Raw genomic sequence first — 22,326 nt, 5'->3', positions numbered from 1 at the left:
CCGTGACGGCGTTTGGCTCCGCGGCACGCGGCATGCTGGCAATCAGCATTCCAGAAAGGAGATTCCATGAACACCACACCGACTGCGACGGCCCTGGACGTGGGCGCGCCGCATGCGCAGCGCGTCGCCTGTACGCTCTCGATCAACGGCGGGACGCAGACCTTCGACATCGAGCCGTGGACGACGCTGCTCGATCTTCTGCGCGAGCGGTGCCAGCTCACCGGCACGAAAAAGGGCTGCGACCACGGGCAGTGTGGCGCTTGCACCGCGCTCGTCGATGGCCAGCGCATCAATACGTGTCTCGCGCTCGCCGTTTCATACGACGGCGCGGAAATCACGACAATCGAAGGGCTCGCGAGCGGCGACACGCTGCATCCGATGCAGCAGGCGTTCTTCGACTGTGACGCGTTCCAGTGCGGCTACTGTACGCCGGGCCAGATCTGCTCGGCGGTCGGCATGCTCGCGGAAGGACATGCACACGACGCCGCGGAAGTGCGCGAGGCGATGAGCGGAAACGTCTGTCGATGCGGCGCGTATCCGAACATCGTGCAGGCGATTCTGCAAGTATCGAGCGCGAACGGCGTCGATGAGACCGCCGTCGAGAACGGGGAGACGCACTCATGAACCGGTTCTCCTACACGCGCGCGAACGATGTGTCCGCGGCGCTCGAAGCGCACCGCGCACCGTCGGCGCCGTTTCTCGCGGGCGGCACCAATCTCGTCGATCTCATCAAGGAAGGCGTCGCGCGTCCCGAGCGGCTCGTCGATATCCGCCGCCTGCCGATAGCGGCGATTCAGCCAAGCGCGGACGGTGGCATCGAAATCGGCGCGCTCGCCACGAACAGCGCCGTGGCCTACGACGAACGCATCCAGTCGCGCTACCCGCTGCTGTCGAAGGCGATTCTGTCCGGCGCTTCGGCGCAGATCCGCAATGTCGCGACGGTCGGCGGCAATCTCCTGCAGCGCACGCGTTGTCACTATTTCTACGACACCGCCACGCCATGCAACAAGCGCCGGCCCGGCAGCGGCTGCGGCGCGATGAATGGCGTCAACCGCATTCATGCCATTCTCGGCGCGAGCGAGCATTGCATCGCCGTTCATCCGTCCGATATGTGCGTGGCGCTCGCCGCGCTCGACGCCTCCGTGCGCGTGACAGGCGGCGAAGGCGAGCGCGTCGTGCCGTTCGACGCGTTTCACCGGCTTCCCGGCGATGCGCCGCATATCGATACGAACCTGCGCGACGACGAGATCATCGTCGCTGTCACGTTGCCCGCCGAGGGCTTCGCCGATCGCTACGCCTACGTCAAGGTACGCGACCGCGCGTCGTTCGCGTTCGCGCTGGTGTCGGTCGCGCTCGCGCTCAAGCTCGACGGCACGCGCATCGAAGCGGTCCGCTGCGCGCTCGGCGGCGTGGCGCACAAGCCGTGGCGCGATCGCGATGCCGAAGCCGCGTTGCGGGGCAAGACGCTCGACGCTACGACGGTGCGCGATTTCGCGAGCGCGATGATGCGCGACGCGCGCGGCCTGCCCGGCAACGCATTCAAGATCGAACTGACCGCGCGCGCCATCGAGCGCGCTTTCGAGCAGGCATCGGGGATCAGCCTCGCCGCCAGAGAGGACGACGCATCATGAACTTTCCAAACGAACTGGAACGCATCGCCGAACGGGGCGCGCATGTCAGCGGCAAGCCCGTCAGCCGGGTCGACGGCAGGAAGAAGGTGACGGGCGAGGCCCGCTACGCAGCCGAATTTTTTTCCGATGCAATGACCTACGGCTTCGTGCTCCCGAGCCGCATCGCGAGCGGGCGCATCGTGTCGATCGAGTCGCGGCGCGCGCTGGAATTGCCGGGCGTGCTGATGGTGCTCACGCACGAGAACCGGCCCGAACTGCCGCTGCGCGACGCGGCGTGGCAGGACCAGTCCGCGCCGGGCGGCATGCCGTTTCGGCCGCTCTGGGACGACCGCATCTGGTACAGCGGCCAGCCGGTCGCGCTCGTCGTCGCGGAAAGCCATGAACTGGCGCGTCATGCCGCTTCGCTGATCGAAGTCACCTACGAGCGAAGCAGCCACTGCACGGATCTGCGCGAGGTGGAAGCCGAGAGCTATCCGCCATCGACCGAAAAGGGCGGCTTCGAGCCTCCGCCGCCGCCTCGCGGCGATGCCGACGGCGCGCTTGCCGCAGCCGCCGTGAAAATCGACAGCCGCTATTCGACGCCGGCCGAGTATCACAACCCGATCGAATTGCACGGCTGCACGGTGATTCCCGAAGCCTCCGGCAAGTTCGTCGTGTACGAGAAGACGCAGGGCGTGCTCAACACGAAGCAGTATCTGACGAAGCTCTTCGGCTTCGACGACGACGCGCTCGAAGTCGTCTCGCCGTTCGTCGGCGGCGCGTTCGGCTCGGCGCTGCGTCCGCAATATCATCTGCCGCTTGCCGTCATGGCCGCGCGCGATCTGAAGCGGCCCGTGCGCCTCGTGCTGACGCGGCAGCAGATGTTCACCTTCGCGCATCGGCCGATGAGCCTGCAACGCGTCGCGCTCGCCGCGAATCGCGACGGCAAACTGCAGGCGGTCATCCACGAGGCGGTGTCGGAAACCTCGCAATACGAGGACTATTGCGATGTCATGGTGAACTGGGCCGGACAGCTCTACGCCTGCGACAACGTGCGGATGGACTACAAGGTGAGCAAGCTCGACGTGCCGACGCCCGCCGACATGCGCGCGCCGGGCGCAGCGCAGGGGCTCTTTCCGCTCGAAATGGCGATGGACGAGCTCGCCGAGGCGCTCGACATGGACCCGCTGAAGTTGCGCCTCATCAACTACGCGGAGCGCGACGGGAACAAGAACCTGCCGTTCTCCAGCAAGGCGCTGCGTCAGTGCTTCGAAGAAGGCGCCGCGCGCTTCGGCTGGGACAGGCGCCCGCTCGCGCCGCGTTCGATGCGCGAGGGTAACGAGCTCGTCGGCTGGGGCATGGCGACGGGCATCTGGGACGCGATGCAGAACGAGGCTTCCGCGCTCGCGCAAATCGGGGCGGACGGACGTGTCGTCGTGGCGAGCGCCACGGCGGACATCGGCACCGGCACCTACACGGTGATGACGCAACTCGCCGCCGATGCGCTCGGCGTGCCGCTCGAGCACGTCGATTTTCGTTTGGGCGACAGCCGTCTGCCGAAGGCGCCGCTCGAAGGCGGATCGTGGACAGTGTCATCGGTCGGCAGCGCGGTGCACGCGGCCTGTACGCGTTTGCGCGGGAAGCTGACGGCGCTCGCGGCCGAACACGGCGGCGATGCGTTCGCTCGCGCGCAGCCCGACACGATGCAACTCGACGGCGAATACGTCGTTTGCGGCGAGGGCAAGGCGCAACGCGTGTCGCTGCGGGAACTGATGACGCGCGCCGGCCTCGACACGCTCGACGCGCAGGTAACGGTCACGCCGCACGACAGGCAGCAGTCGTATTCCATTGCCACGCACTCGGCGGTATTCGTCGAAGCGCGCGTCGATGCCGCGCTCGGCACGGTGCGCGTGACGCGCGTGGTCAGCGCGGTGGCGGCAGGACGCATCGTCAATCCGAAGACGGCGGCGAGTCAGATATCGGGCGGCGTGGTTTGGGGCATCAGCATGGCGTTGCACGAGCACGGGCAGTTCGACCACGAGCTCGGCCGGCAGATGAACCACAACCTGTCCGAATACCACGTACCGGTGAACGCGGACATCCACGACATAGATGTGCTCTTCGTCGACGAGCATGACGACATCGTGAATCCGCTCGGCGCGAAGGGCGTGGGGGAGATCGGCGTGGTCGGCGTCGCGGCGGCGGTCGCCAACGCGATCTGGCATGCGACGGGCAAACGCGTACGGGATTTGCCGATCACGCTGGAGACAGTCTTCGCATGATTGGCAGGCCGGCGATCCTCGCATGGCAGAAACCGCCGCGAAGCCGCTTTCTGCAGACAATTGTGCGACGGCGCACGTCAGGCCGGTGCGCCGAGCGTTAAGTTAGCGCTTCCAAAACTGATGCGTCCCAGCGCCGCGGTGGTCCGCGATGTCTTCGGGGCAACGGACATGGCCCTCGTCAAGATCACCGCCCGCGAACTGCAAATTGGTACGCCGCTTCCGTTCGCCGTGTATTCCGCAGCCGGCAAGCTCCTTCTGGCGCGCGGATATCGGGTTCAGTCGGAGAGCCAGCGCGACCGGATTCTGGCGGCCGGGGGCTTGCGCAGCGAGGATGCGGTGACGAGTGCATCGAGCGAAAGCGCACCCCGGCCAGCCGGAATACTCATCTCGACTGCCAGACATGAAGAGGAATCGGGCGAGGCCATCCTCGACGAGCCCATAGCGAACACTGGAATGCTGCCGAAGACGCTGGACAGCATCCAGGTGACGGTCGACGGAAGCGGAACGCTGCGTTGTCAGACCGACTTCGTTGGTTCCATTACCGGCCGCGCGCTGCTCGTGACCGCTACGGACGGACACGAGTTGTTCGAAACCGGCGCCGAGGTCGCTTGCAGTGCGCTCAGAGGGCGTCACATCCATCAGTTTCGCAGCACCGTGATCGGACGAAGCGAGACGCCGGTACGCGTCATCTATCTCGCATGGCCCGAGTCCGTGAAGACTCAGGTCGTGCGCAACCATGTGCGCGTTTCGACGGAGATGCCGGGACGACTCATTAGAAACGACTGTATCGCCGCCGGGTTCGACATTTCGGTCACGAACGTGAGTCTGGGCGGAGTCGCCTTCCGTGCCTCCGACGCCCTCGTCAACGTCGCCGAACACTTCCGGTTAGGACTGCGCCTGCGCGCCGGAGGTAAGTCTCACGCGGTCGTGTTCAACTGCATCGCGCGCAATGTCAGGCGCGTCGACGGCGGCGTCCTGATAGGCGCCGAGTTCAGCAGCCAACAGGCGGATACCATGGCGCTTCTGAGGCATCACATGTTCGAAGCCGCAACGGGCAGTGCGGCGCAGTTGCGCTGAACACGACGCGAATCGCGGAGCGCCGCCGACATCGACGTATCGCGCCGCCTGGGTCATCGATGAATGATGCGCGTCGCCCGAAACGGCCGACGAGCCTTGCCGCTCGTTCGCATCGGCATGAAACCAATGCAGGGCTTTTCGGTCGACCCTATGTCGATCGATAACGCGCGTCACTGCGCACGTACCTGGAAAGGCGAACCATTCACATCATGGACAAAAGAGCACTCATCATCGGAGCCACCGGCATCGTCGGCGGCAATCTGGCCGACCATCTGCTCGCATCCGGCGACTGGCACATCACCGGACTCTCGCGCGGACGTTCCGCCTTGCGTGACGGTGTCGAATCGATTACGGCGGATCTCACATCGGCCGAATCGGTGCAGCGCGCGTTGAGCGGGAAGCAATTCACGCATGTGTTTTTCACGGCATGGTCGCGACAGGCGACGGAGCAGGAAAATATCCGCGTCAACGGCGCGATGGTTCGTCATGTACTCGAGGCGCTCGGACCTTCCGGCACGCTGAAGCACGCTGCGCTCGTCACAGGGCTCAAGCACTATCTGGGGCCGTTCGAAGCCTATGCGAAGGGCAGCGTGCCGCTGACGCCGTTTCGCGAGGAGCAGGGGCGGCAGGACGTCGATAACTTCTACTACGAGCAGGAGGATCGACTGTTCGACGCCGCCAGGCAGTTCGGTTTCGGCTGGAGCGTTCATCGTCCGCATACGGTCATCGGCTTCGCGGTCGGTAATGCGATGAACATGGGCGTGACACTCGCGGTGTACGCGACGCTCTGCAAGGCGAGCGGCGCGCCGTTCATATTTCCCGGGTCCGCAGCCCAATGGAACGGCCTTACCGACATGACGGATGCCCGCCTGCTGGCGCGTCATCTGGAATGGGCGGCGACGTCACCGAACGCCCGCGACGAAGCATTCAACGTGGTCAACGGCGACGTGTTCCGCTGGAAGTGGATGTGGTCGCTCGTCGCGAATTACTTCGGAATCGAGCCGGTGGAATTCGACGGCACGATGCGTCCGCTCGAAGATCGCATGCGGGATGCGGGCGAGGCGTGGCGTGAAATCGCCGCGCGCCACGATCTTGCCGAAGCCGATATCGTCAAGCTCGCGTCCTGGTGGCACACGGACGCCGATCTGGGGCGGCCCATGGAGGTGCTCACCGATATGAGCAAGAGCCGTAAGGCAGGCTTTCTCGACTATCAAAGCACGCCCGACTCTTTCATTGCGCTATTCGATCGTTTGAAGACGCTTCGCATCATTCCGAGCTGAAGCCTCCGATATGCCGGACGTCTCGTCGTCCGGTACAAAACCGCACCGAGCGTCCTGGAACTTTCCCTTACCGAATAGCTCAGTCCACATCTGAATTGCGATAGGCAATATCGCTATTGCATTCATTGCATTGCCAGAGTGTGCGCGGAATCGTATCTTCGTCTCCATTCGAGGAGACATGTATGAAGATCGCATTTCTGGGCGCGGGCGCGCTGGGCTGCGCCATCGGCGCCGCGTTGACCGAAGGGGGTCACGAGACGTGGCTCGTCGACAAGTTCGCGGCGCACGTAGAGGCCATGTCCCGCGACGGCCTGCAAGTCGACGACGAACGCGGCACGCGCCGCGTCAAGGTGCGCGCGACGATGAACCCCGCCGACGTCGGGCCGGTGGACGTCGTGATCGTACTGGTCAAATCCTTCCACACCGATTCGGCGATGCGCGGCGCGCTCGACCTCATCGGCCCCGAGACCCTCGTGCTGTCCCTTCAGAACGGCCTCGGTCACGAAGACGTGCTGAGCGATATCGTCGGACGCGAGCGCGTGCTTGCGGGCAAGACCTACGTCGGTGGCGTGTTGCGCGCACCGGGACACATCCAGTCCGGCGTGACCGGAAAGATCACCATCATCGGCGAACTCGACGGCCGCGTGACGCCTCGCGCCCAAGCCGTGGCGGAAGCGTTCGACAGCGCGGGGCTCACGACCACGGTCAGCGACAACATCCTCGGCACGATGTGGGACAAGCTGCTGATCAACGTCGCGACCGGTGCCATCACAGGCATCACGCGTTTGACGTATGGGCAGCTTTACAGCGAACCGGTGCTGAAGGCGACCTCGCTTGCCGCCATCGAGGAAGCGATGGCCGCGGCGAAGGCGGCCGGCATCGAACTTTCCATCACGCGTGCGGAAGACGCCTGGAACATGGCCGCCGAAGGACTGCCGGCCGCGTTCAAGACCTCCATGCTGCAAAGCCTGGAGAAGTCGTCCGTCACCGAAATCGACTTCATCAACGGCGCGGTCGTGCGATGGGGCGAACGGCTCGGCGTGCCGACGCCGGTGAATTCGACGCTCGTGGCGTGCATAAAAGGCATCGAGCGTGGCATGACCGACCGCCAGAATGAGGAGCGCGCGGCATGAGCGCAACCAAAGCCTATCTCGAACACGTCGCGATCTGGGTGAAGGATATCCACTGGCACATTCGCTTCTTCGAAGAAGTGCTCGGCATGACCATGCGCGAAGTGGACGGCCCGCGCGACGAGCCGCGTCAGTACTGGACACTCGGCGGACTCCAGTTCATCAGCGATCCGACTTACGACGGTCCCGAAGGCCGGCTCGCGCATCTGGGCGTGATGTGCGAGGACCTCGAAGCCGCGCTCGCCGCCGCGCAGCCGTTCGGCGTCACGGAGATGACGCAGGGCCGCAACTGGCTGCGTCTGCCCGACGGGCTCGCCGTCGAACTCATTCAGGCAAGACCCGCCACATGCGTCGCGCAGGCGCTGTCGATCAATCCACGCGCGGAGGCGTGAGCATGAGCACCATCAACATCACCGAGAAATACTGGGACGATGCGCAGGAAGGCGACGCGTGCGTCAGCCCGACCTACACCGTCACGAAGGAACGCATTCTCGCTTACGCCGATCTCACGGGCGACCATACGCCGGTGCATGTCGACGAGGACTATGCCAACGCGAGCCACTTCGGGTCGATCGTCGCGCATGGCCTGTTCGGGCTGTCGATCGCCGATGGCCTCAAGACACAGAGCGACTATCGCTTCCTGCCGGGCATGTCGCTCGGCTGGACGTGGGACTTCGTGCTGCCGATCAAGGTCAACGACGTGCTGCATGTGAAGTTTCGCGTGACGTCCATGCGCGCGAGCAAGAGCCGTCCGGGCTGGGGCATCGTCGTGTTGCCGTCCGAACTGATCAACCAGAACGGCGAAGTCGTTCAACGCGGCGAGCATCGTCTGATGGTCCCGCGCCGTCCGGGAGCCTACTGATGCAAGCCCGTCCCCTCGAAGGCTTTCGCGTCGTCGACTACAGCCACTTTCTCGCCGGTCCCTATGTCGGACGCTGTCTCGCCGCGCTCGGCGCCGAAGTCATCAAAGTCGAGCGTCCCGGCAGCGGCGATGCAGGCCGCCAGCACGCGACGATCCTCGACGACCAGCAAAGCGCCTACTTCCTCCAGTTGAACATGGGCAAGCGCGGCGTGAGCGTCGACATGAAAGATCCGCGGGGCAAGGCGTTCATGCAGCGCCTGTGCGATTCGGCGGATGTGTTCATCGAGAACTATCGCCCCGGTGCGCTGGATAAGCTCGGCCTCGGCTATGCCGCGCTCTCCGAGCGCAATCCGGGTCTCGTCTATTGCTCGATCTCGGCGTATGGTCACACGGGTCCCGACGCGCATCGCGCAGGCTTTGGGCTGATCGCGGAAGCGAAGAGCGGCATCATGCAGATGATCGGCAACCCGGGCGAGCCGCCGCCGCTCATGCGGATTTCGCTCGGCGACATGTACACCGGCATTCATGCGGTGGCCGCGATCAACGCTGCCTTGCTCGGCCGCGTGAAGAGCGGACGCGGCCAGCATATCGACATGGCGCTGTACGACACGCTGTTCTCGATGCACGAATATGCCGTCCAGTGCTACACGATGCAGGGCGTGGTCCCCGAGCAGACGGGTCATGACATGCCGACATCGACTTTATACGGCGTGTTCCGCGCAAACGATGGCGACCTGGTCATCGCCGCGCAGGTCGACGAGTCGTGGAAGCGCTTCGCCGCGGCCGTCGAGCAAAATGGCGGCCCCGCGGGCTTCGCGACCGATGCGCGGCTGCACAGCCTGAATGGGCGCAATGCGAACCGCGAGGCCATTCTCGCGGTCGTGAAGCCGTGGGTCGCTGCACGCAACGTCGCCGATGTGCTCGCGCTGCTGGACAGCGTCGATGTGCCCTGCGCGAAGGTGCAACGCATCGACGAGGTCGTGGCCGATCCGCAGATCGTCGCGCGCGGCATGGTGATCGAACAGGAGCATCCGCGTCTGGGCACGCTGCGTCTGCCGAACCTGCCGTTTCGCTTCTCGGACTGCGATACGTCGATTCGCGAGGTCGGCCCCGATCTCGGGCAGCACAACGAGGAAGTCGCGCGGTCGCTGGGCTTCAGCGCGGCCGAGATCGATGCGATGCAGACCGACGGCGTGCTGTTCTCGAAGCCGGGGGCATGATGAGCGATCGATACGCGGTCATCGGCAATCCGATCGGGCACACGAAGTCGCCGTTGATCCACGGCTTCTTCGCGCAAGAGACCGGCCAGGACATGAGCTATGAGGCCATCGAAGGGCCTGTGGAACCTGCCAGCGGCTTCTCCGATAGCGTCAAGCGCTTCATTGCAGCGGGCGGCCGCGGCATGAACGTGACCGCGCCGTTCAAACTCGCTGCATTCGCCATGTCCGATGAGCGCAGCGAACGAGCGGAGCTCTCGGGCGCGGTCAACGCGATGAAGTTCGAGGGCGGCCGAATCATCGCCGAAAACTTCGATGGCGTCGGACTCGTGCGCGACATCGAAGTCAACCTGCATCAGCCGATGGTCGGCAAGCGCGTCCTGATCCTCGGCGCGGGCGGCGCTGCGCGCGGCGCGTTGCTGCCGTTCGTCGCGGCACGGCCTGCCGAGCTCGTCGTCGCCAACCGGCATGTGGACAAGGCGCGTGCGCTTGTCGAACAGGTCGCCCGATCGAACACTGCTGGCGGATCGCTCACCGCGTGCGGGTATGCGGACCTGGGGGCACTGGGGCGCTTCGACCTCGTCATCAACGCTACATCCGCGAGCCTGACCGGGCAACTGCCGCCGGTGCCAGCGAGTGTCTTCAGCGCCGGCGGAAGCGCCTATGAACTCGCTTACGGGAAGGGGCTCACGCCTTTCTTGCGGCTGGCGCGCGATGCAGGGGTGGAAAGTATCGCTGACGGCGTGGGCATGCTGGTCGAGCAGGCTGCGGAGGCGTTCGCGTGGTGGCGGGGCGTGCGTCCAGAAACGCGCGCGCTCATCGAGCGGCTGACCGTTCCGCTCGATTGATCCGGCGAAAAGAGGCGCAGCGGTCGAGAAGACATCGGTGGAATGAACATTAACGGTCTGCAATTAGACTCGGACGAAAGAATGAAAACGTTTCTTATGCTGCATGGTGTCAACCACAACATGTTCGGCAAGCGAGATCCCGTTCAGTACGGCACGGCCACGCTCGCCGACATCGATGAGAAATTGCAGGCGCTCGCGAATCAACTCGGCGTAACGGTCGAAAGCTATCAGAGCAACAGCGAGGGCGACATGTGCGAACGCATCCATCAGGCGTTTGCCGACAAGGTCGATGGCGTGCTCATCAATGCGGGCGCATGGACGCATTACAGTTACGGCATCCGCGATGCACTCGCCATTCTGACCGTGCCCGTCGTGGAGATTCATATGTCGAACATCCATGCACGCGAGGCTTTCCGTCATCATTCGGTGTTCGCGGAAATCGTCAAGGGGCAGATATGCGGGTTCGGTATCGAAAGCTATTCCCTTGGTCTGCGCGCGGCGGTGTCCGCGGCAGCGTGACAAACCAAGTCAGGTCCGGTGTGCGTCATCTCTGATGCAATGGTCGCGAGAGCGACATTGCGTTCTACAATGGATGCATGACCACGCCCGATCTGCCCGACCTCAAGCTGCTTCAGCTCTTCGATCTGCTCTATGACGTTCGCAGCGTCACGCGTGCAGCGGAGCAGCTTGGACAGGCCCAACCGACCGTTAGCATCTGGCTCGCGCGCTTGCGCGAACATCTGCAGGATCCCCTTTTCATTCGCACGCCAGGCGGCATGACGCCCACGCCTCAGGCGGATGCGCTGATCGGTCCGTGCAGGGAAATCCTCGAGTCGCTTCGCAGATTCTCGTCGTGGGAGATTTCTTTCGATCCGGTCACGGCGAAGCGACGGTTTCGCATCTGCATGACCGACGCGAGTCATATCACCTTGCTTCCGCGGATGCTGGCCTATGTGCGCGCCAAGGCACCGGGCATCCGTCTGGAGGCGGCGCGGATCGACGGCAACACCGAGCGCGCGCTCGAATCTGGCGAGGCCGATCTGGCGATCGGTCATGTTCCGTGGCTCGGCGGCGGAATGTATCAGCAACAGCTCTATATGCAGGATTGGGTGTGTCTCGCCAACCCGGACCATCCGCGCGTCCGCGCGAAGCTGACACTGAAGCAATACCGCAGCGAAGGGCACGTCATCATCGCCGCAGGCACGGGTGCGCAGTTACTCGAACAGGCATTATTGCGCGATGGAATCGAACGTGATGTCGTGCTGGAGCTTCCGGGAATGCTTGGGCTTGGATCGATTGTCAAATCAACCGACCTGATCGCGACGCTGCCGCGAAACATTGGAGAAACCTTGGCAAAAGTGAATGGCCTTGCGGTTCACTCTTGCCCGTTCCCGGTAGAGAAGTTCGCGGTGCGGCAGCATTGGCATGCGAAGTACCACGACGAAGCGGGAAACCGCTGGCTTCGATCTGTCGTCGCTGAGCTGTTCCTCGCGAAAAACTAGACGGGCGAATAGCAATCGTCGTTCCGCCGGGCGCAGGAACAACGGTTGCAGCAAATTCCTCTCCGGGGCGGCGTGCCCTGCCACGACCTAGGAGACGAATATGGCTCACTTGTGCGACGTATGCGGCGCACGGCCCGCGACCGTGCGCCTCGCGGTGCTGCGCAACGGCCGCCGTCACGTCATCGACGTGTGCGATTTTCACTATGCGCAGCTCACGCGGCACCAGCGCGCGCTCTCGCCGCTCGAATCGCTGTTCATGGGCGGCGCGCCCGGCGAGGCGTCCGCGCCCGAAAGTGCCGCACAGCAAGAACCGCGCGATGCCGGTGTGCGGCGCAACGAAAACGAAGGCGCGAACATCGACCGATACTTCAGCGACGGCGCGAAAGAGATGCTGATGCGCGCCGCCGAGCGCGCCGTGCAATCCGGCTGCTCGCAGGTCGACACGGAACATCTGCTCTACGAGCTTGCAAACAACGCCGTCATCGAGTCGATTCTCAAGAGCATCGGCATCGATGCGGCCGAAGTCCGCGGCTTCATCGACGCCAACGCGCAACGCCGCGAGCGCGCGAGCCCGCCGCCGGACGGCATGATCGCCGTGTCGCCTCGTCTGAAGAGCGCGCTCGACCGCGCTTTTCTCGCATCGCGTCAGCTGCGGCATAGCTACGTCGCGCCGGAGCATTTGCTGATCGGCCTTGCCGATGTACCCGACAGCTTCGCGGGCCAATTGCTCGGCAAGCTCGGTGTCGATCAGCAGGCGCTCAGGCAGCAGACCGCGCAGACGGTCGGCGCGGGCGGACCGCCGCGCGGCGACGGGCCGCCGTCACGCACGCCGCATCTCGACAAGTTCAGCCGCGATCTCACCGCGCTCGCACGTGAAGGGCATCTCGACCCCGTGATCGGACGCGCGCGCGAAATCGAAACCATGGTCGAAGTGCTCGCGCGCCGGCGCAAGAACAATCCGGTGCTGATCGGCGAGCCGGGTGTGGGCAAGACCGCGGTCGTCGAAGGGCTCGCGCAGCGCATGGTCAACGGCGATGTGCCCGAGTCGCTCCGCGACAAGCGCCTCGTCGAGCTGAACATCAACTCGCTGGTTGCGGGCGCGAAGTATCGCGGCGAGTTCGAGGAGCGCGTGAAGCAGGTCGTCGATGAAATCACCGCGAATCGCGAGAAGCTGCTGCTGTTCGTGGATGAAGTGCATACCATCGTCGGCGCGGGGCAGGGCGGCGGCGAAGGCGGACTGGATATCGCCAACGTGTTCAAGCCGGCGATGGCGCGCGGCGAGCTGAACATGATCGGGGCGACCACGCTTGCCGAGTATCAGAAGCACATCGAAAAGGACGCGGCGCTCGAGCGGCGCTTTCAGCCGGTGCTGGTCGCGGAGCCGACCGTCGCGCAGACCATCAATATCCTGCGTGGACTGCGCGACCGGCTCGAAGCGCACCACAAGGTCACGATCCAGGACGATGCGATCGTCGGCGCGGCGGAACTGTCGGATCGCTATATCACGGGGCGCTTTCTGCCTGACAAGGCGATCGATCTCGTCGATCAGGCCGCGGCGCGCGTGAATCTGTCGGCCACATCGCGCCCCGCCGATATCCTCGAACTGGAGTCCGAGCTCGCGCAATTGCGACGCGAACAGGACTATGCGGCATCGCGCAAGCAGTTCGACCGCGCGCATGCTTTGGACAGCGAGATCGCGCAGAAGGAAAAGCAACTCGGCGATGCCACGGATAGCTGGAAGCAGCGCGTCGGCACGAACACGTCGACGGTGACGGTCGCGCACGTCGCCGAGATCGTCGCGACGATCACCGGCATTCCCGTGACTCAACTGACCGAGGAGGAGCGTGCCCGTCTGCTGCAGATGGAAGAGCGCCTGCACAAGCGGGTGATCGGGCAGCAAGAAGCGGTCGTTGCGGTGTCGGACGCGGTGCGGCGCGCACGTACCGGCTTGCAGGGCCGCAACCGGCCGATCGCCGTGTTCCTGTTCCTCGGGCCGACGGGTGTGGGCAAGACGGAGCTTGCGAAAGCGCTGGCGGAAGTCGTCTTCGGCGATGAAGACGCCATGCTGCGCGTCGACATGAGCGAATACATGGAGCGTCACGCGGTGTCGCGGCTCATCGGCTCGCCGCCGGGTTATGTCGGCTATGACGAAGGCGGGCAATTGACGGAGCGCGTGCGGCGTAGGCCTTATAGCGTGATCCTGCTCGACGAGATCGAAAAGGCGCATCCCGATGTGTACAACGTGCTTCTGCAAGTCTTCGACGACGGGCGCCTGACCGACGGCAAGGGCCGCGTGGTCGATTTCAGCAACACGCTGATCATCGCGACGAGCAATCTCGGCTCTGAGGTGATCGCCGGTCAGAAGCGCGCGACGCTCGGATTCACGACCAACGCGAGCGATGCGGACGCATCGGTTCAGAATGGCGTGATGAGCGTGCTGCGCCAGCATTTCAGGCCCGAGTTCCTGAACCGGATCGACGACATCATTCTGTTTTCCTCGCTCGGCCGCGATGAGGTGCGCCAGATCGTTCGGCTGATGCTCGATCAGGTGCAGCGCCTCGCGCACAGCCAGGACGTCGTGCTGGAGTTCGACGAATCCGTCGTCGATCATCTCGCGGACGTCGGCTACCGTCCCGAGTTCGGTGCGCGCGAACTGCGTCGGCAGATCAGGCAGTCGATCGAAAACCAGTTGGCGAAGGAAATGCTCAAGGGCGACGTTACCGAGGGCGCACAAGTGAAGTGCCACTACGACGCGGAGAACAAGCGGCTCGCGTTCGATGTGAAGCGCGCGGGACTGGCGAATCAGGCGGGCGAGGGCACGCCGCCCACACCTTGACCGCGAGCATCACTACGCCAAACCTCGCGTCTTTCAAGCCGACGGGCGACGGTCGCGTCATGATGCGGCAGGGTTATCCCCGATCCATTCGGAGAGAAAACATGTAATCATATATATGAATTCGATGGAGACGATCATGCAGGCCGATGGCCGCTTACCCCGTTATCAGCGCCTGCGGGATGAAATGGTTGCCCTGATCGCGGCTCGTGAATGGCGCCCGGGCGAAGCGATCCCGACCGAGCAGGCGCTTTCTCAAAGCTACGGCCTTGCTGTCGGCACAGTGCGAAAGGCCGTCGATCTGCTCGTCGCGGAAGGCATGCTCGAGCGCTTTCAGGGAAGAGGGACCTTCGTACGGCGCGCGAACTTCGACGGCTCCCTGTTTCGCTTCTTCCGCTTTCAAACACGGCAAGGCGAACGGCGCATTCCGGAGAGTCGCATACTGCGCCGGGACGTGGTCGATGCGCCATCGGCGGTAGCCGCGAGACTGCAGATATCGAGCACGGCGCGCGTGATCCAGATGTCGCGCGTGCGGCTGATCGACGGCGTTCCGATGCTCGCTGAAGAGATCTGGTTGCCCTACGCACGTTTTGCGGCGTTTGCGAAGATGGACGTGGGCGAGATCGGCGACCTCCTTTACCCGGTGTACGAGACGCAGTGCAATCAGATCGTGGCATCCGCCACGGAAACCCTTACCGTCGAAGCCATCGGCTCGCGACACGCGAAGCTTTTGAACATCGAGCCGGGGACGCCTGCCGTGGTCATCGAGCGTCTCGCCTTCGGCTACGATCGGCAGCCGCTCGAGTGGCGCCGTTCGCGCGGACCCGCCAGCGAATTCATCTATCAGGCGGAGATCCGCTAGCCAAAGAACCGCGATTGGGAGACGGCATGCGCAACCGGTTCAGGGCCGTTCGCCTGAAGCCGACGCGACCATGCTTCCCTTTCCGAGCACGATCGATTGACGAGCACGCTCGGCAAACCATTCCAAACCTAAGATTCATTCCATGACCAGTCTAGATATCGATTTGTTGCTGACCGCGCTGATCAGCGTGGTGCTGCTTGTCGCGCTCATCGTGTCGCGCGTCAAGATGCATCCGCTTCTCGCTTTGCTCGTCGTTTCAATCGGCGTAGGGTTCGCAACCGGCATGGAGCCGGGAAGCATCGTCAAGCATCTGACCAACGGCGCGGGCAAGACGTTGGGCGCGGTGGGCGTCGTCATCGCGCTGGGTGCGATGCTCGGCAAAATCCTCGCGGATGCGGGCATTACCGAGCAGATTGCCGAGGCCATTCTGAGGCGCGCCTCCGACCGTATGATTCCCTGGGCGATGACCCTCGTGGCTTTCGTGGTCGGCATTCCGATGTTCTTCGAAGTGGGGCTGGTCGTCATGCTTCCCTTGATTTTCAGCGTGGCGCGCAAGCTGGAAAGCCATGCCCGGTTCAAGGGCTCGGCCTATGTGTACGTCGGCGTGCCCGTGATTTCGGCTCTTGCCGCGATGCACGGCATGGTGCCGCCCCATCCGGGTCCTTTGACGGCTATCGCCACGCTCAAGACTTCGGTGGGGCCGACCATGCTGTACGGCTTTCTGGCGGCCATTCCCGCGATGATTCTGGGCGGCCCGCTCTATGGCGCGTTCATCTCGCCGCGCATGAGCACCAGGCCCGATCAGGCCTTGCTGGACCAGTTCACCGTCGTCGAACAGTCCGACAATGGCCACCGCGCCGGGGTCGGTCTCGGCGTGCTGGCGGCCCTGTTGCCCGCCATCCTGATGCTGGTTCATGCGGTGGCGGAGATGGTGTTGCCGAAGAACGCACCGATGCTGCACGTTGCCAGCTTCCTCGGCAATCCGCTGATAGCCATGCTGCTGGGCGTACTTTTCGCAGTTGCGGCGCTGGTCCTCGCCCGGGGCGGCGATGCCGAAAAGCTGCGTCACGCGCTCGGCAACAGCCTCAAGCCGATTGCTTCCATCATCATGATCATCGCCGGCGGCGGCGCGTTTCAGGAAATGCTGACCAGTGCGAAGGTGGGTGAGGCGATCGTGCATCTGACGCAGCACTTCGCTTTTCCCCCGCTGATCCTCGGATGGCTGATCGCGATGTTGCTGTCCGTGTCCACCGGATCGGCGACGGTGGGAATCGTCGGCGCGGCGGGTCTGCTCGCTCCGCTGGCCGGCGCCGATCCGAGCCTTAACCTGCCTTTGCTGGCCTTGTCCATCGGCTGCGGTTCGCTGTTCTTCAACTATGCGAACCACGCCGGCTTCTGGATGGTGAAGGAATCGTTCGGCATGACGATGGGCGAAGCCACCAAAACGATCTCGGTGGTTCAATCCATCGTGGCTGTGGTTGGCCTGGTGATGGCGCTGATCTTCAACGCGGCAGTCCACGTTGGCTGAACTGCAGGGAACACGCCGGCAATCAGTCATCGGAGCGCTGACGACTCCAGACGAAGCGCGTGATCACCGCGCGTGCGCAGCTTCGTGACGGCCACGGCTACAACCGTGCCCAAAGCCCAGCCTAGGGTGGCCAGGCTGCCTAGGCCTCGCAGAATGGCAAGGGCGAAGGTCCAGGGATTGTCGCTGCCGATGTTCGGACCGCCGAAGCGAGCGCGTTGAAACTTTCGTTGCGGCACAGGTTCGTTGTCGTCGATGGTTTCGCAAGTCAGTGCGTCGCTTCGCTTACGGTCGGCATTCCAATGGTTCCGTCTTCCGTCCATCGCGCACCTCGGCGATTCCCAACGCGGCACGGGGCGCTTGGCGGCGTGCAGCATCGACGTATAGGCATCGACATAATTCTGCGCCATCCTGCTGGCGCTGAAGCGGCGCTCGAATTGCGCGCGGACGCGGGGGCGCGACAGCTCGTCGATCCGATGCAGTGCGCCGACCGCGTCTTGCACGTCTTCGCAGATGAAACCGGTCACGCCATGATCGATCACCTCGGGCACCGCTCCGCGCTTGAACGCAATCACCGGCGTCCCGCACGCCATCGATTCGATCATCACCAGGCCGAACGGCTCGTTCCAGTCGATCGGAAACAGTAGCGCCTTCGCACCCGACAGAAAATCCGGCTTCCGCGTTTCGCTGATTTCACCGATGAATTCGACGTGCGCCTGCGAAAGCAGCGGCTCAATCGTCGACGCGAAATACTTCTCATCAGCCTTGTCGACCTTCGCCGCAATCTTCAGCGGCAAGCCGCTTCGCGCCGCGATTTCGATGGCGAGATCGGCACGCTTTTGCGGGCTGATGCGGCCGAGGAACGCCAGATATTCCGGCTTCTTGTGCGGCTGCGGCGTGAGCAGGCCGTCCGGCAAGCCGTGATACACCGTCTTCAGCCAGTTTGCGCGCGGCAAGGGGCTACGCTGGTCGTCCGAGATCGAGATGATGTTCGCGTGCGTGAACGTCGCGAAGATCGCGCGCAGCTCGGGCAGATCGAGACGGCCGTGCAGCGTCGTGACGAACGGCGTATCGCTTTGAGAGAACAGCGGGAACGGCAGGTACTCGAGATGGAAGTGCAAGACGTCGAACTCATGCGCGCGGCGGCGAACGGTTTCGAGCAGCAGCATGTGCGGGGCAAGCGAATCGCGGATGCCCGGATCGAGCCGCAGCGCGCGCGGCCAGGCTGGTTCGAGCCTCGCGCGGGTCTGCGAATCGCCGCTTGCGAACAAGGTCACATCGTGGCCGAGGTCGACGAGTGCATCTGTCAGATACGACACCACGCGCTCAGTGCCGCCGTATAACTTCGGGGGAACCGCTTCGTGCAACGGTGCGATTTGTGCGATTCGCATAGGTTGGTTCTCCAGTGCGGCCCGCCTGCGGTTTCGTGCAATGCGAGTGCTCAGACATGCTCGCGACGCTCGCACCCATCCCTGCGGGACGTCCCCTCTCATGCAGACCGGCACCTTGCAGACAGCTTCTGCCATTGCTGGTTGAATCCGGACAATCTATCGCCATCCTAAAAGTGAGTGACAACGCCGCGCATTATTCGTGACGGTGCGCGATGAAACCGGCAGCTATCGGCGTGCCCGATTCATGTCGACAGAGTCGGCTCGCGGATGAGCATCGAGATTCGGTGCGATTGGTATGGCTATCTAATCGATGCGTGGCGCGCGACGTGTAATCGCGTAATCGCGGAGAACTTGCACTTGGCTGCAGATGTTGCAACAGCGGCTCGGCTCGCGAACCGGAAGGGTCGCCATTCGGTCAGTTGACGCGCACGCATAGTCTGCATCGGTGATGCCTTGTCATGAGCACGTGTCCAGGACGACGAAGCGCACCGATCTGGTGACGGGCCGCGGATCAGACACAGAGACGGGCCGTTTCGCGAACCGCTCACATCGCGTAGCACACGGAGATGCTTCCCCTGGCGTGGACACCGATGCAGAGCCACCGGCCACCCGTTGCCCGTGGCCGCGATGATTCAACGCGAAAAGAAGATCGGTGCAAGAGAGCAGGCATTTAACGGAACGTCGAATGCTGTCCGATACCACCGCTCACTCACGATGAACGTTAGCGATGAGTCAGGCATCCGTTTCATCGCGGCCGGCGAATTAGCCGACACGCCGCACGGAGGAACACGTTCGAAAGAGACTTGTCAGGAGATGCCCCTCGACACCCGGCGGTTCGAAAGAACTCAGCGCTGTGCGCCATAGGTATCGAATCGCCCCAACCGGAGACGATTGATATGCCAGCCCTTTGCGAGATTTGTCATGCCCGTCCGGCGGTTGCGCAGGTAACCGTCGTGCAGAACGGCCGCCGCAAATCGATGTCGATTTGCGAGTACGACTATCGCCAGTTGATGCGGCATCAAACCATGCTGAATCCTTTCGATTCCTTACTGGGCGGCGGAGGGCTGTCGCGTCTGATGGGTGACACGGACGGCACTGGCGAGGAAGACGAGGACGATATCGTCGCTTCGGTGCCGCGCGAGTCCGTCGACGTGACCGATGCCTTCAGCGAGCAGACGATGGAACTTCTGCAACGCGCCGCCGAAAAGGCGCACGAATTGCAGAAGACGGAACTCGACACCGAGCAGGTGCTTTACGTGCTGGCCGACATGGACGTCGTGCAGGCGCTCTTCAAGGAGTTGAAGCTTTCTGCCGACGACATCCGCCGCTATATCGACGAGCACGCGCAAAAGGGCAAAGCCGCGCCCGATACGCCGGTCGAAAAGATGACGATCTCGCCGCGCTTGAAGAAGGCTTTTCAGTACGCGTTCCAGGCCTCGCGAGAACTCGGCCATTCCTATGTCGGTCCCGAGCATGTGCTGATAGGGCTTGCGTCCGTGACCGACAGCATCGCCGGGGGGCTCCTCAGAAAGTACGGCGTCACGCCCGAGGCGCTTCGCCAGAAAGTGGTGAAGGTCGTGGGCAAGGGTGCGGAAGACGGCCGCGTCGATACGCCGACCGGCACGCCGACGCTCGACAAGTTCGGCCGCGATCTCACCGCGATGGCGCGCGCAGGCAAACTCGACCCGGTGCTCGGACGCGCACAGGAAATCGAAAGTACCATCGAGGTGCTCGCGAGGCGCAAGAAGAATAATCCTGTGTTGATCGGCGAGCCGGGTGTGGGCAAGACTGCGATCGTCGAAGGGCTGGCACAGCGCATCGTGAACGACGACGTGCCCGAAGACTTGCGCAACAAGCGGCTCATCGAGATCAACATCAATTCGATGGTCGCGGGCGCGAAGTATCGCGGCGAATTCGAAGAGCGCGCAAAGCAGGTGATCGACGAGATCACTTCGAAGCAGGATGAACTCATCGTGTTCATCGACGAGTTGCACACGATAGTCGGCGCGGGTCAGGGCGGCGGCGAGGGCGGACTCGACATCGCGAACGTGCTGAAGCCGGCGCTCGCGCGCGGCGAGCTGAGTTTGATCGGCGCGACGACACTCAACGAATACCAGAAGCACATCGAGAAGGATGCGGCGCTCGAGCGGCGCTTTCAGCCGGTACTCGTGCCGGAGCCGACGGTCGAGCAAACCATCGTCATTTTGCGCGGCTTGCGCGACAAACTCGAAGCGCACCATCAGGTCACTTTCGCCGATGAAGCGTTCGTCGCGGCAGCGGAGTTGTCGGACCGCTACATCACATCGCGTTATTTGCCCGACAAGGCTATCGATCTCATCGATCAGGCTGCGGCGCGCGTGCGAATCGGCTCGAAGTCGCGCCCGCCCGAAATGCAGGAGCTGGAAGCGGAAATCGCCCAGTCGAAGCGCGAGCAGGCCTATGCCTCGTCGCGCAAGCGTTTCGATGAAGCGAAGAACTTCGAGGAACGCATCAACGAGAAGCAGACGAAGCTCGACGACCTGACCGAGGCATGGCAGCGCAAGACCGGATCGGAGACGCTCGAAGTGACGGTTGCAGCGGTCGCGGAAGTGGTCTCGCGTCTCACCGGCATTCCCGTCACCGAACTCACGCAGGAAGAACGCGAAAGACTGCTCGAGATGGAGAGCAAGCTGCGCGAACGCGTGATCGGTCAGGACGAAGCCGTGGTCGCGGTGAGCGATGCGGTGCGGCTGTCACGCGCGGGCATGGGGCAAGCGCACCGGCCCATCGCGACGTTCCTGTTCCTCGGACCGACGGGCGTCGGCAAGACCGAGCTTGCGAAGGCGCTAGCGGAGACCGTGTTCGGTGACGAGCAGGCGGTGATCCGCATCGACATGTCCGAGTACATGGAGCGCCACGCAGTCGCGCGGCTGATCGGCGCGCCGCCGGGATACGTCGGCTATGACGAAGGGGGACAGCTGACCGAACGCGTGCGCCGCCGTCCCTACTGCGTGATCTTGCTCGACGAAATCGAGAAGGCGCATCCCGATGTGAACAATGTGCTGCTGCAAGTATTCGACGATGGCCGCCTCACCGATGGCAAGGGCCGCGTCGTCGACTTCAGCAACACCGTCATCATCTCGACCAGCAATCTTGGCGCGTCCATCATCATGGACAACCTCGAGAGAACCGAGAAGGACCGCGACACCGAGGCAGCCATGCGCGAGAAGCTCATGGACGTGCTGAAAGGCCACTTTCGCCCCGAGTTCCTGAATCGCATCGACGAAATCATCGTGTTCCACGGGCTTTCGCGCGAGAACATCCGCTCGATCGTGCAGATACAGCTGGACCGCGTCGCGCGCACGGCGGCGGCTCAGGACATCACGCTCAGGGTGCAGGACTCGGTCATCGATCATCTTGCCGATGTGGGTTATCGGCCCGAATTCGGCGCACGCGAACTGAAACGCCAGATCCGCCAGCAACTGGAGACCCGGCTCGCGAAGGAGATTCTCGGCGGCAAGCTCGCTCCGGGCGACACGGTAGACGTGAGCTACGACAAGGACAAGGACGCGATCACGTTCGCCAAGGTCGAGGGCGAAGCGAAGCCGAAACAAAACAAGTCCGGTCCAGCGAGCAAGAAGAACGGGGCAAAGTCGGCGGAACGCAGCAAGGAGTCGGCCAAGAGCGAACATTGAACGCGGCCGTTGCCAATGCCGTCCGAAGCGCGCACGGTCGGGTTCGACCGGGCGCCCCGCGGCACGTACGGATAGACGATTCGCTAGCTGTCGCAATTCCAAGTACGACATTTCAATTGAGCCTCGGCATCAATTGTCAAAGCAAAATTGAAATGTCGTACCACCGGCTAAATACAGATGTCGTGTTTTTGATGTGTGATTGGCTCTGTTTTCAACGGTTTGAATCCACGTAG

16 protein-coding genes and 1 pseudogene are annotated in these 22,326 nt (G+C 63.4%); 16 read left to right on the top strand and 1 reads right to left on the bottom strand.

The window, feature by feature from the left end:
• The first annotated feature begins 66 nt into the window (after window positions 1-66).
• The 15 genes from QCE49_RS21905 (at window position 67) to QCE49_RS21835 (ending at window position 17,031) form a co-directional block, all read left to right on the top strand.
• Window positions 67-624, top strand: a complete 558-nt coding sequence (locus tag QCE49_RS21905) for a (2Fe-2S)-binding protein (RefSeq protein WP_250457422.1) — start codon at window positions 67-69, stop codon at window positions 622-624.
• Window positions 621-1,631 (top strand): xanthine dehydrogenase family protein subunit M, encoded by a 1,011-nt coding sequence (locus QCE49_RS21900; RefSeq protein WP_008348067.1) that lies wholly within the window; start codon window positions 621-623, stop codon window positions 1,629-1,631. Before QCE49_RS21905 ends, QCE49_RS21900 begins: the two co-directional genes overlap by 4 nt.
• Entirely contained in the window at window positions 1,628-3,892 is a 2,265-nt protein-coding gene (locus tag QCE49_RS21895) for a xanthine dehydrogenase family protein molybdopterin-binding subunit (protein ID WP_250457423.1), read from the top strand. Before QCE49_RS21900 ends, QCE49_RS21895 begins: the two co-directional genes overlap by 4 nt.
• A 168-nt stretch (window positions 3,893-4,060) precedes the next feature.
• Window positions 4,061-4,969, top strand: a complete 909-nt coding sequence (locus QCE49_RS21890) for a PilZ domain-containing protein (protein WP_250457424.1) — start codon at window positions 4,061-4,063, stop codon at window positions 4,967-4,969.
• 209 nt (window positions 4,970-5,178) lie between these two features.
• The gene (locus QCE49_RS21885) at window positions 5,179-6,249 is read left to right on the top strand and encodes an SDR family oxidoreductase (protein WP_250457425.1); all 1,071 of its coding nucleotides are present in this window, start codon (window positions 5,179-5,181) and stop codon (window positions 6,247-6,249) included.
• A 182-nt stretch (window positions 6,250-6,431) separates the two neighbouring features.
• Complete coding sequence (locus QCE49_RS21880) at window positions 6,432-7,382, top strand: ketopantoate reductase family protein (RefSeq protein ID WP_008348060.1); 951 nt, start codon at window positions 6,432-6,434, stop codon at window positions 7,380-7,382.
• Complete coding sequence (locus QCE49_RS21875) at window positions 7,379-7,771, top strand: VOC family protein (RefSeq protein WP_175980860.1); 393 nt, start codon at window positions 7,379-7,381, stop codon at window positions 7,769-7,771. Before QCE49_RS21880 ends, QCE49_RS21875 begins: the two co-directional genes overlap by 4 nt.
• A 2-nt stretch (window positions 7,772-7,773) precedes the next feature.
• Complete coding sequence (locus QCE49_RS21870) at window positions 7,774-8,241, top strand: MaoC family dehydratase (protein ID WP_033536206.1); 468 nt, start codon at window positions 7,774-7,776, stop codon at window positions 8,239-8,241.
• Window positions 8,241-9,461 carry a CaiB/BaiF CoA-transferase family protein gene (locus tag QCE49_RS21865; protein ID WP_008348055.1) on the top strand — a complete coding sequence of 407 codons (1,221 nt, stop codon included), beginning with the start codon at window positions 8,241-8,243 and terminating at the stop codon, window positions 9,459-9,461. Before QCE49_RS21870 ends, QCE49_RS21865 begins: the two co-directional genes overlap by 1 nt.
• Window positions 9,461-10,306, top strand: coding sequence for a shikimate dehydrogenase (aroE, locus tag QCE49_RS21860; RefSeq protein WP_250457431.1), 846 nt, complete (start codon window positions 9,461-9,463; stop codon window positions 10,304-10,306). The genes QCE49_RS21865 and aroE overlap by 1 nt, the downstream gene beginning before the upstream one ends.
• Window positions 10,307-10,387: 81 nt before the next feature.
• Window positions 10,388-10,825 (top strand): type II 3-dehydroquinate dehydratase, encoded by a 438-nt coding sequence (aroQ, locus tag QCE49_RS21855; protein ID WP_033536205.1) that lies wholly within the window; start codon window positions 10,388-10,390, stop codon window positions 10,823-10,825.
• Window positions 10,826-10,902: 77 nt separating this feature from the next.
• Complete coding sequence (locus QCE49_RS21850) at window positions 10,903-11,808, top strand: LysR family transcriptional regulator (protein WP_008348049.1); 906 nt, start codon at window positions 10,903-10,905, stop codon at window positions 11,806-11,808.
• A 100-nt stretch (window positions 11,809-11,908) separates the two neighbouring features.
• Window positions 11,909-14,644: an ATP-dependent Clp protease ATP-binding subunit gene (locus QCE49_RS21845; RefSeq protein WP_250457426.1), complete on the top strand. Its 2,736-nt coding sequence runs from the start codon at window positions 11,909-11,911 to the stop codon at window positions 14,642-14,644.
• Window positions 14,645-14,780: 136 nt separating this feature from the next.
• Window positions 14,781-15,503, top strand: a complete 723-nt coding sequence (locus QCE49_RS21840; protein ID WP_175980857.1) for a GntR family transcriptional regulator — start codon at window positions 14,781-14,783, stop codon at window positions 15,501-15,503.
• A 142-nt stretch (window positions 15,504-15,645) separates the two neighbouring features.
• Window positions 15,646-17,031 (top strand): GntP family permease, encoded by a 1,386-nt coding sequence (locus QCE49_RS21835; RefSeq protein ID WP_250440960.1) that lies wholly within the window; start codon window positions 15,646-15,648, stop codon window positions 17,029-17,031.
• Between the two features lie 341 nt (window positions 17,032-17,372).
• Here QCE49_RS21835 and QCE49_RS21830 read toward each other — a convergent pair.
• Window positions 17,373-18,419: pseudogene (locus QCE49_RS21830) on the bottom strand (glycosyltransferase family 4 protein); the annotation flags it as partial.
• A gap of 896 nt (window positions 18,420-19,315) precedes the next feature.
• Between QCE49_RS21830 and QCE49_RS21825 the strand changes: the two are divergent.
• Window positions 19,316-22,093, top strand: coding sequence for an ATP-dependent Clp protease ATP-binding subunit (locus tag QCE49_RS21825; protein ID WP_250457427.1), 2,778 nt, complete (start codon window positions 19,316-19,318; stop codon window positions 22,091-22,093).
• Window positions 22,094-22,326 lie beyond the last annotated feature (233 nt).

The organism is Caballeronia sp. LZ008 (assembly GCF_031451435.1).
GTDB lineage: Bacteria > Pseudomonadota > Gammaproteobacteria > Burkholderiales > Burkholderiaceae > Caballeronia > Caballeronia zhejiangensis.
The sequence above is the reverse complement of the archived record's forward strand: the minus strand, read 5'-3'. Positions and strand labels throughout refer to the sequence as shown.

Excerpts from the sequence above, each read along its gene's own strand:
- QCE49_RS21905 (WP_250457422.1), top strand. The coding sequence starts at position 67 with ATGAACACCACACCGACTGCGACGGCCCTGGACGTGGGCGCGCCGCAT.
- QCE49_RS21900 (WP_008348067.1), top strand. The coding sequence starts at position 621 with ATGAACCGGTTCTCCTACACGCGCGCGAACGATGTGTCCGCGGCGCTC.
- QCE49_RS21895 (WP_250457423.1), top strand. The coding sequence starts at position 1,628 with ATGAACTTTCCAAACGAACTGGAACGCATCGCCGAACGGGGCGCGCAT.
- QCE49_RS21890 (WP_250457424.1), top strand. The coding sequence starts at position 4,061 with ATGGCCCTCGTCAAGATCACCGCCCGCGAACTGCAAATTGGTACGCCG.
- QCE49_RS21885 (WP_250457425.1), top strand. The coding sequence starts at position 5,179 with ATGGACAAAAGAGCACTCATCATCGGAGCCACCGGCATCGTCGGCGGC.
- QCE49_RS21880 (WP_008348060.1), top strand. The coding sequence starts at position 6,432 with ATGAAGATCGCATTTCTGGGCGCGGGCGCGCTGGGCTGCGCCATCGGC.
- QCE49_RS21875 (WP_175980860.1), top strand. The coding sequence starts at position 7,379 with ATGAGCGCAACCAAAGCCTATCTCGAACACGTCGCGATCTGGGTGAAG.
- QCE49_RS21870 (WP_033536206.1), top strand. The coding sequence starts at position 7,774 with ATGAGCACCATCAACATCACCGAGAAATACTGGGACGATGCGCAGGAA.
- QCE49_RS21865 (WP_008348055.1), top strand. The coding sequence starts at position 8,241 with ATGCAAGCCCGTCCCCTCGAAGGCTTTCGCGTCGTCGACTACAGCCAC.
- aroE (WP_250457431.1), top strand. The coding sequence starts at position 9,461 with ATGAGCGATCGATACGCGGTCATCGGCAATCCGATCGGGCACACGAAG.
- aroQ (WP_033536205.1), top strand. The coding sequence starts at position 10,388 with ATGAAAACGTTTCTTATGCTGCATGGTGTCAACCACAACATGTTCGGC.
- QCE49_RS21850 (WP_008348049.1), top strand. The coding sequence starts at position 10,903 with ATGACCACGCCCGATCTGCCCGACCTCAAGCTGCTTCAGCTCTTCGAT.
- QCE49_RS21845 (WP_250457426.1), top strand. The coding sequence starts at position 11,909 with ATGGCTCACTTGTGCGACGTATGCGGCGCACGGCCCGCGACCGTGCGC.
- QCE49_RS21840 (WP_175980857.1), top strand. The coding sequence starts at position 14,781 with ATGCAGGCCGATGGCCGCTTACCCCGTTATCAGCGCCTGCGGGATGAA.
- QCE49_RS21835 (WP_250440960.1), top strand. The coding sequence starts at position 15,646 with ATGACCAGTCTAGATATCGATTTGTTGCTGACCGCGCTGATCAGCGTG.
- QCE49_RS21825 (WP_250457427.1), top strand. The coding sequence starts at position 19,316 with ATGCCAGCCCTTTGCGAGATTTGTCATGCCCGTCCGGCGGTTGCGCAG.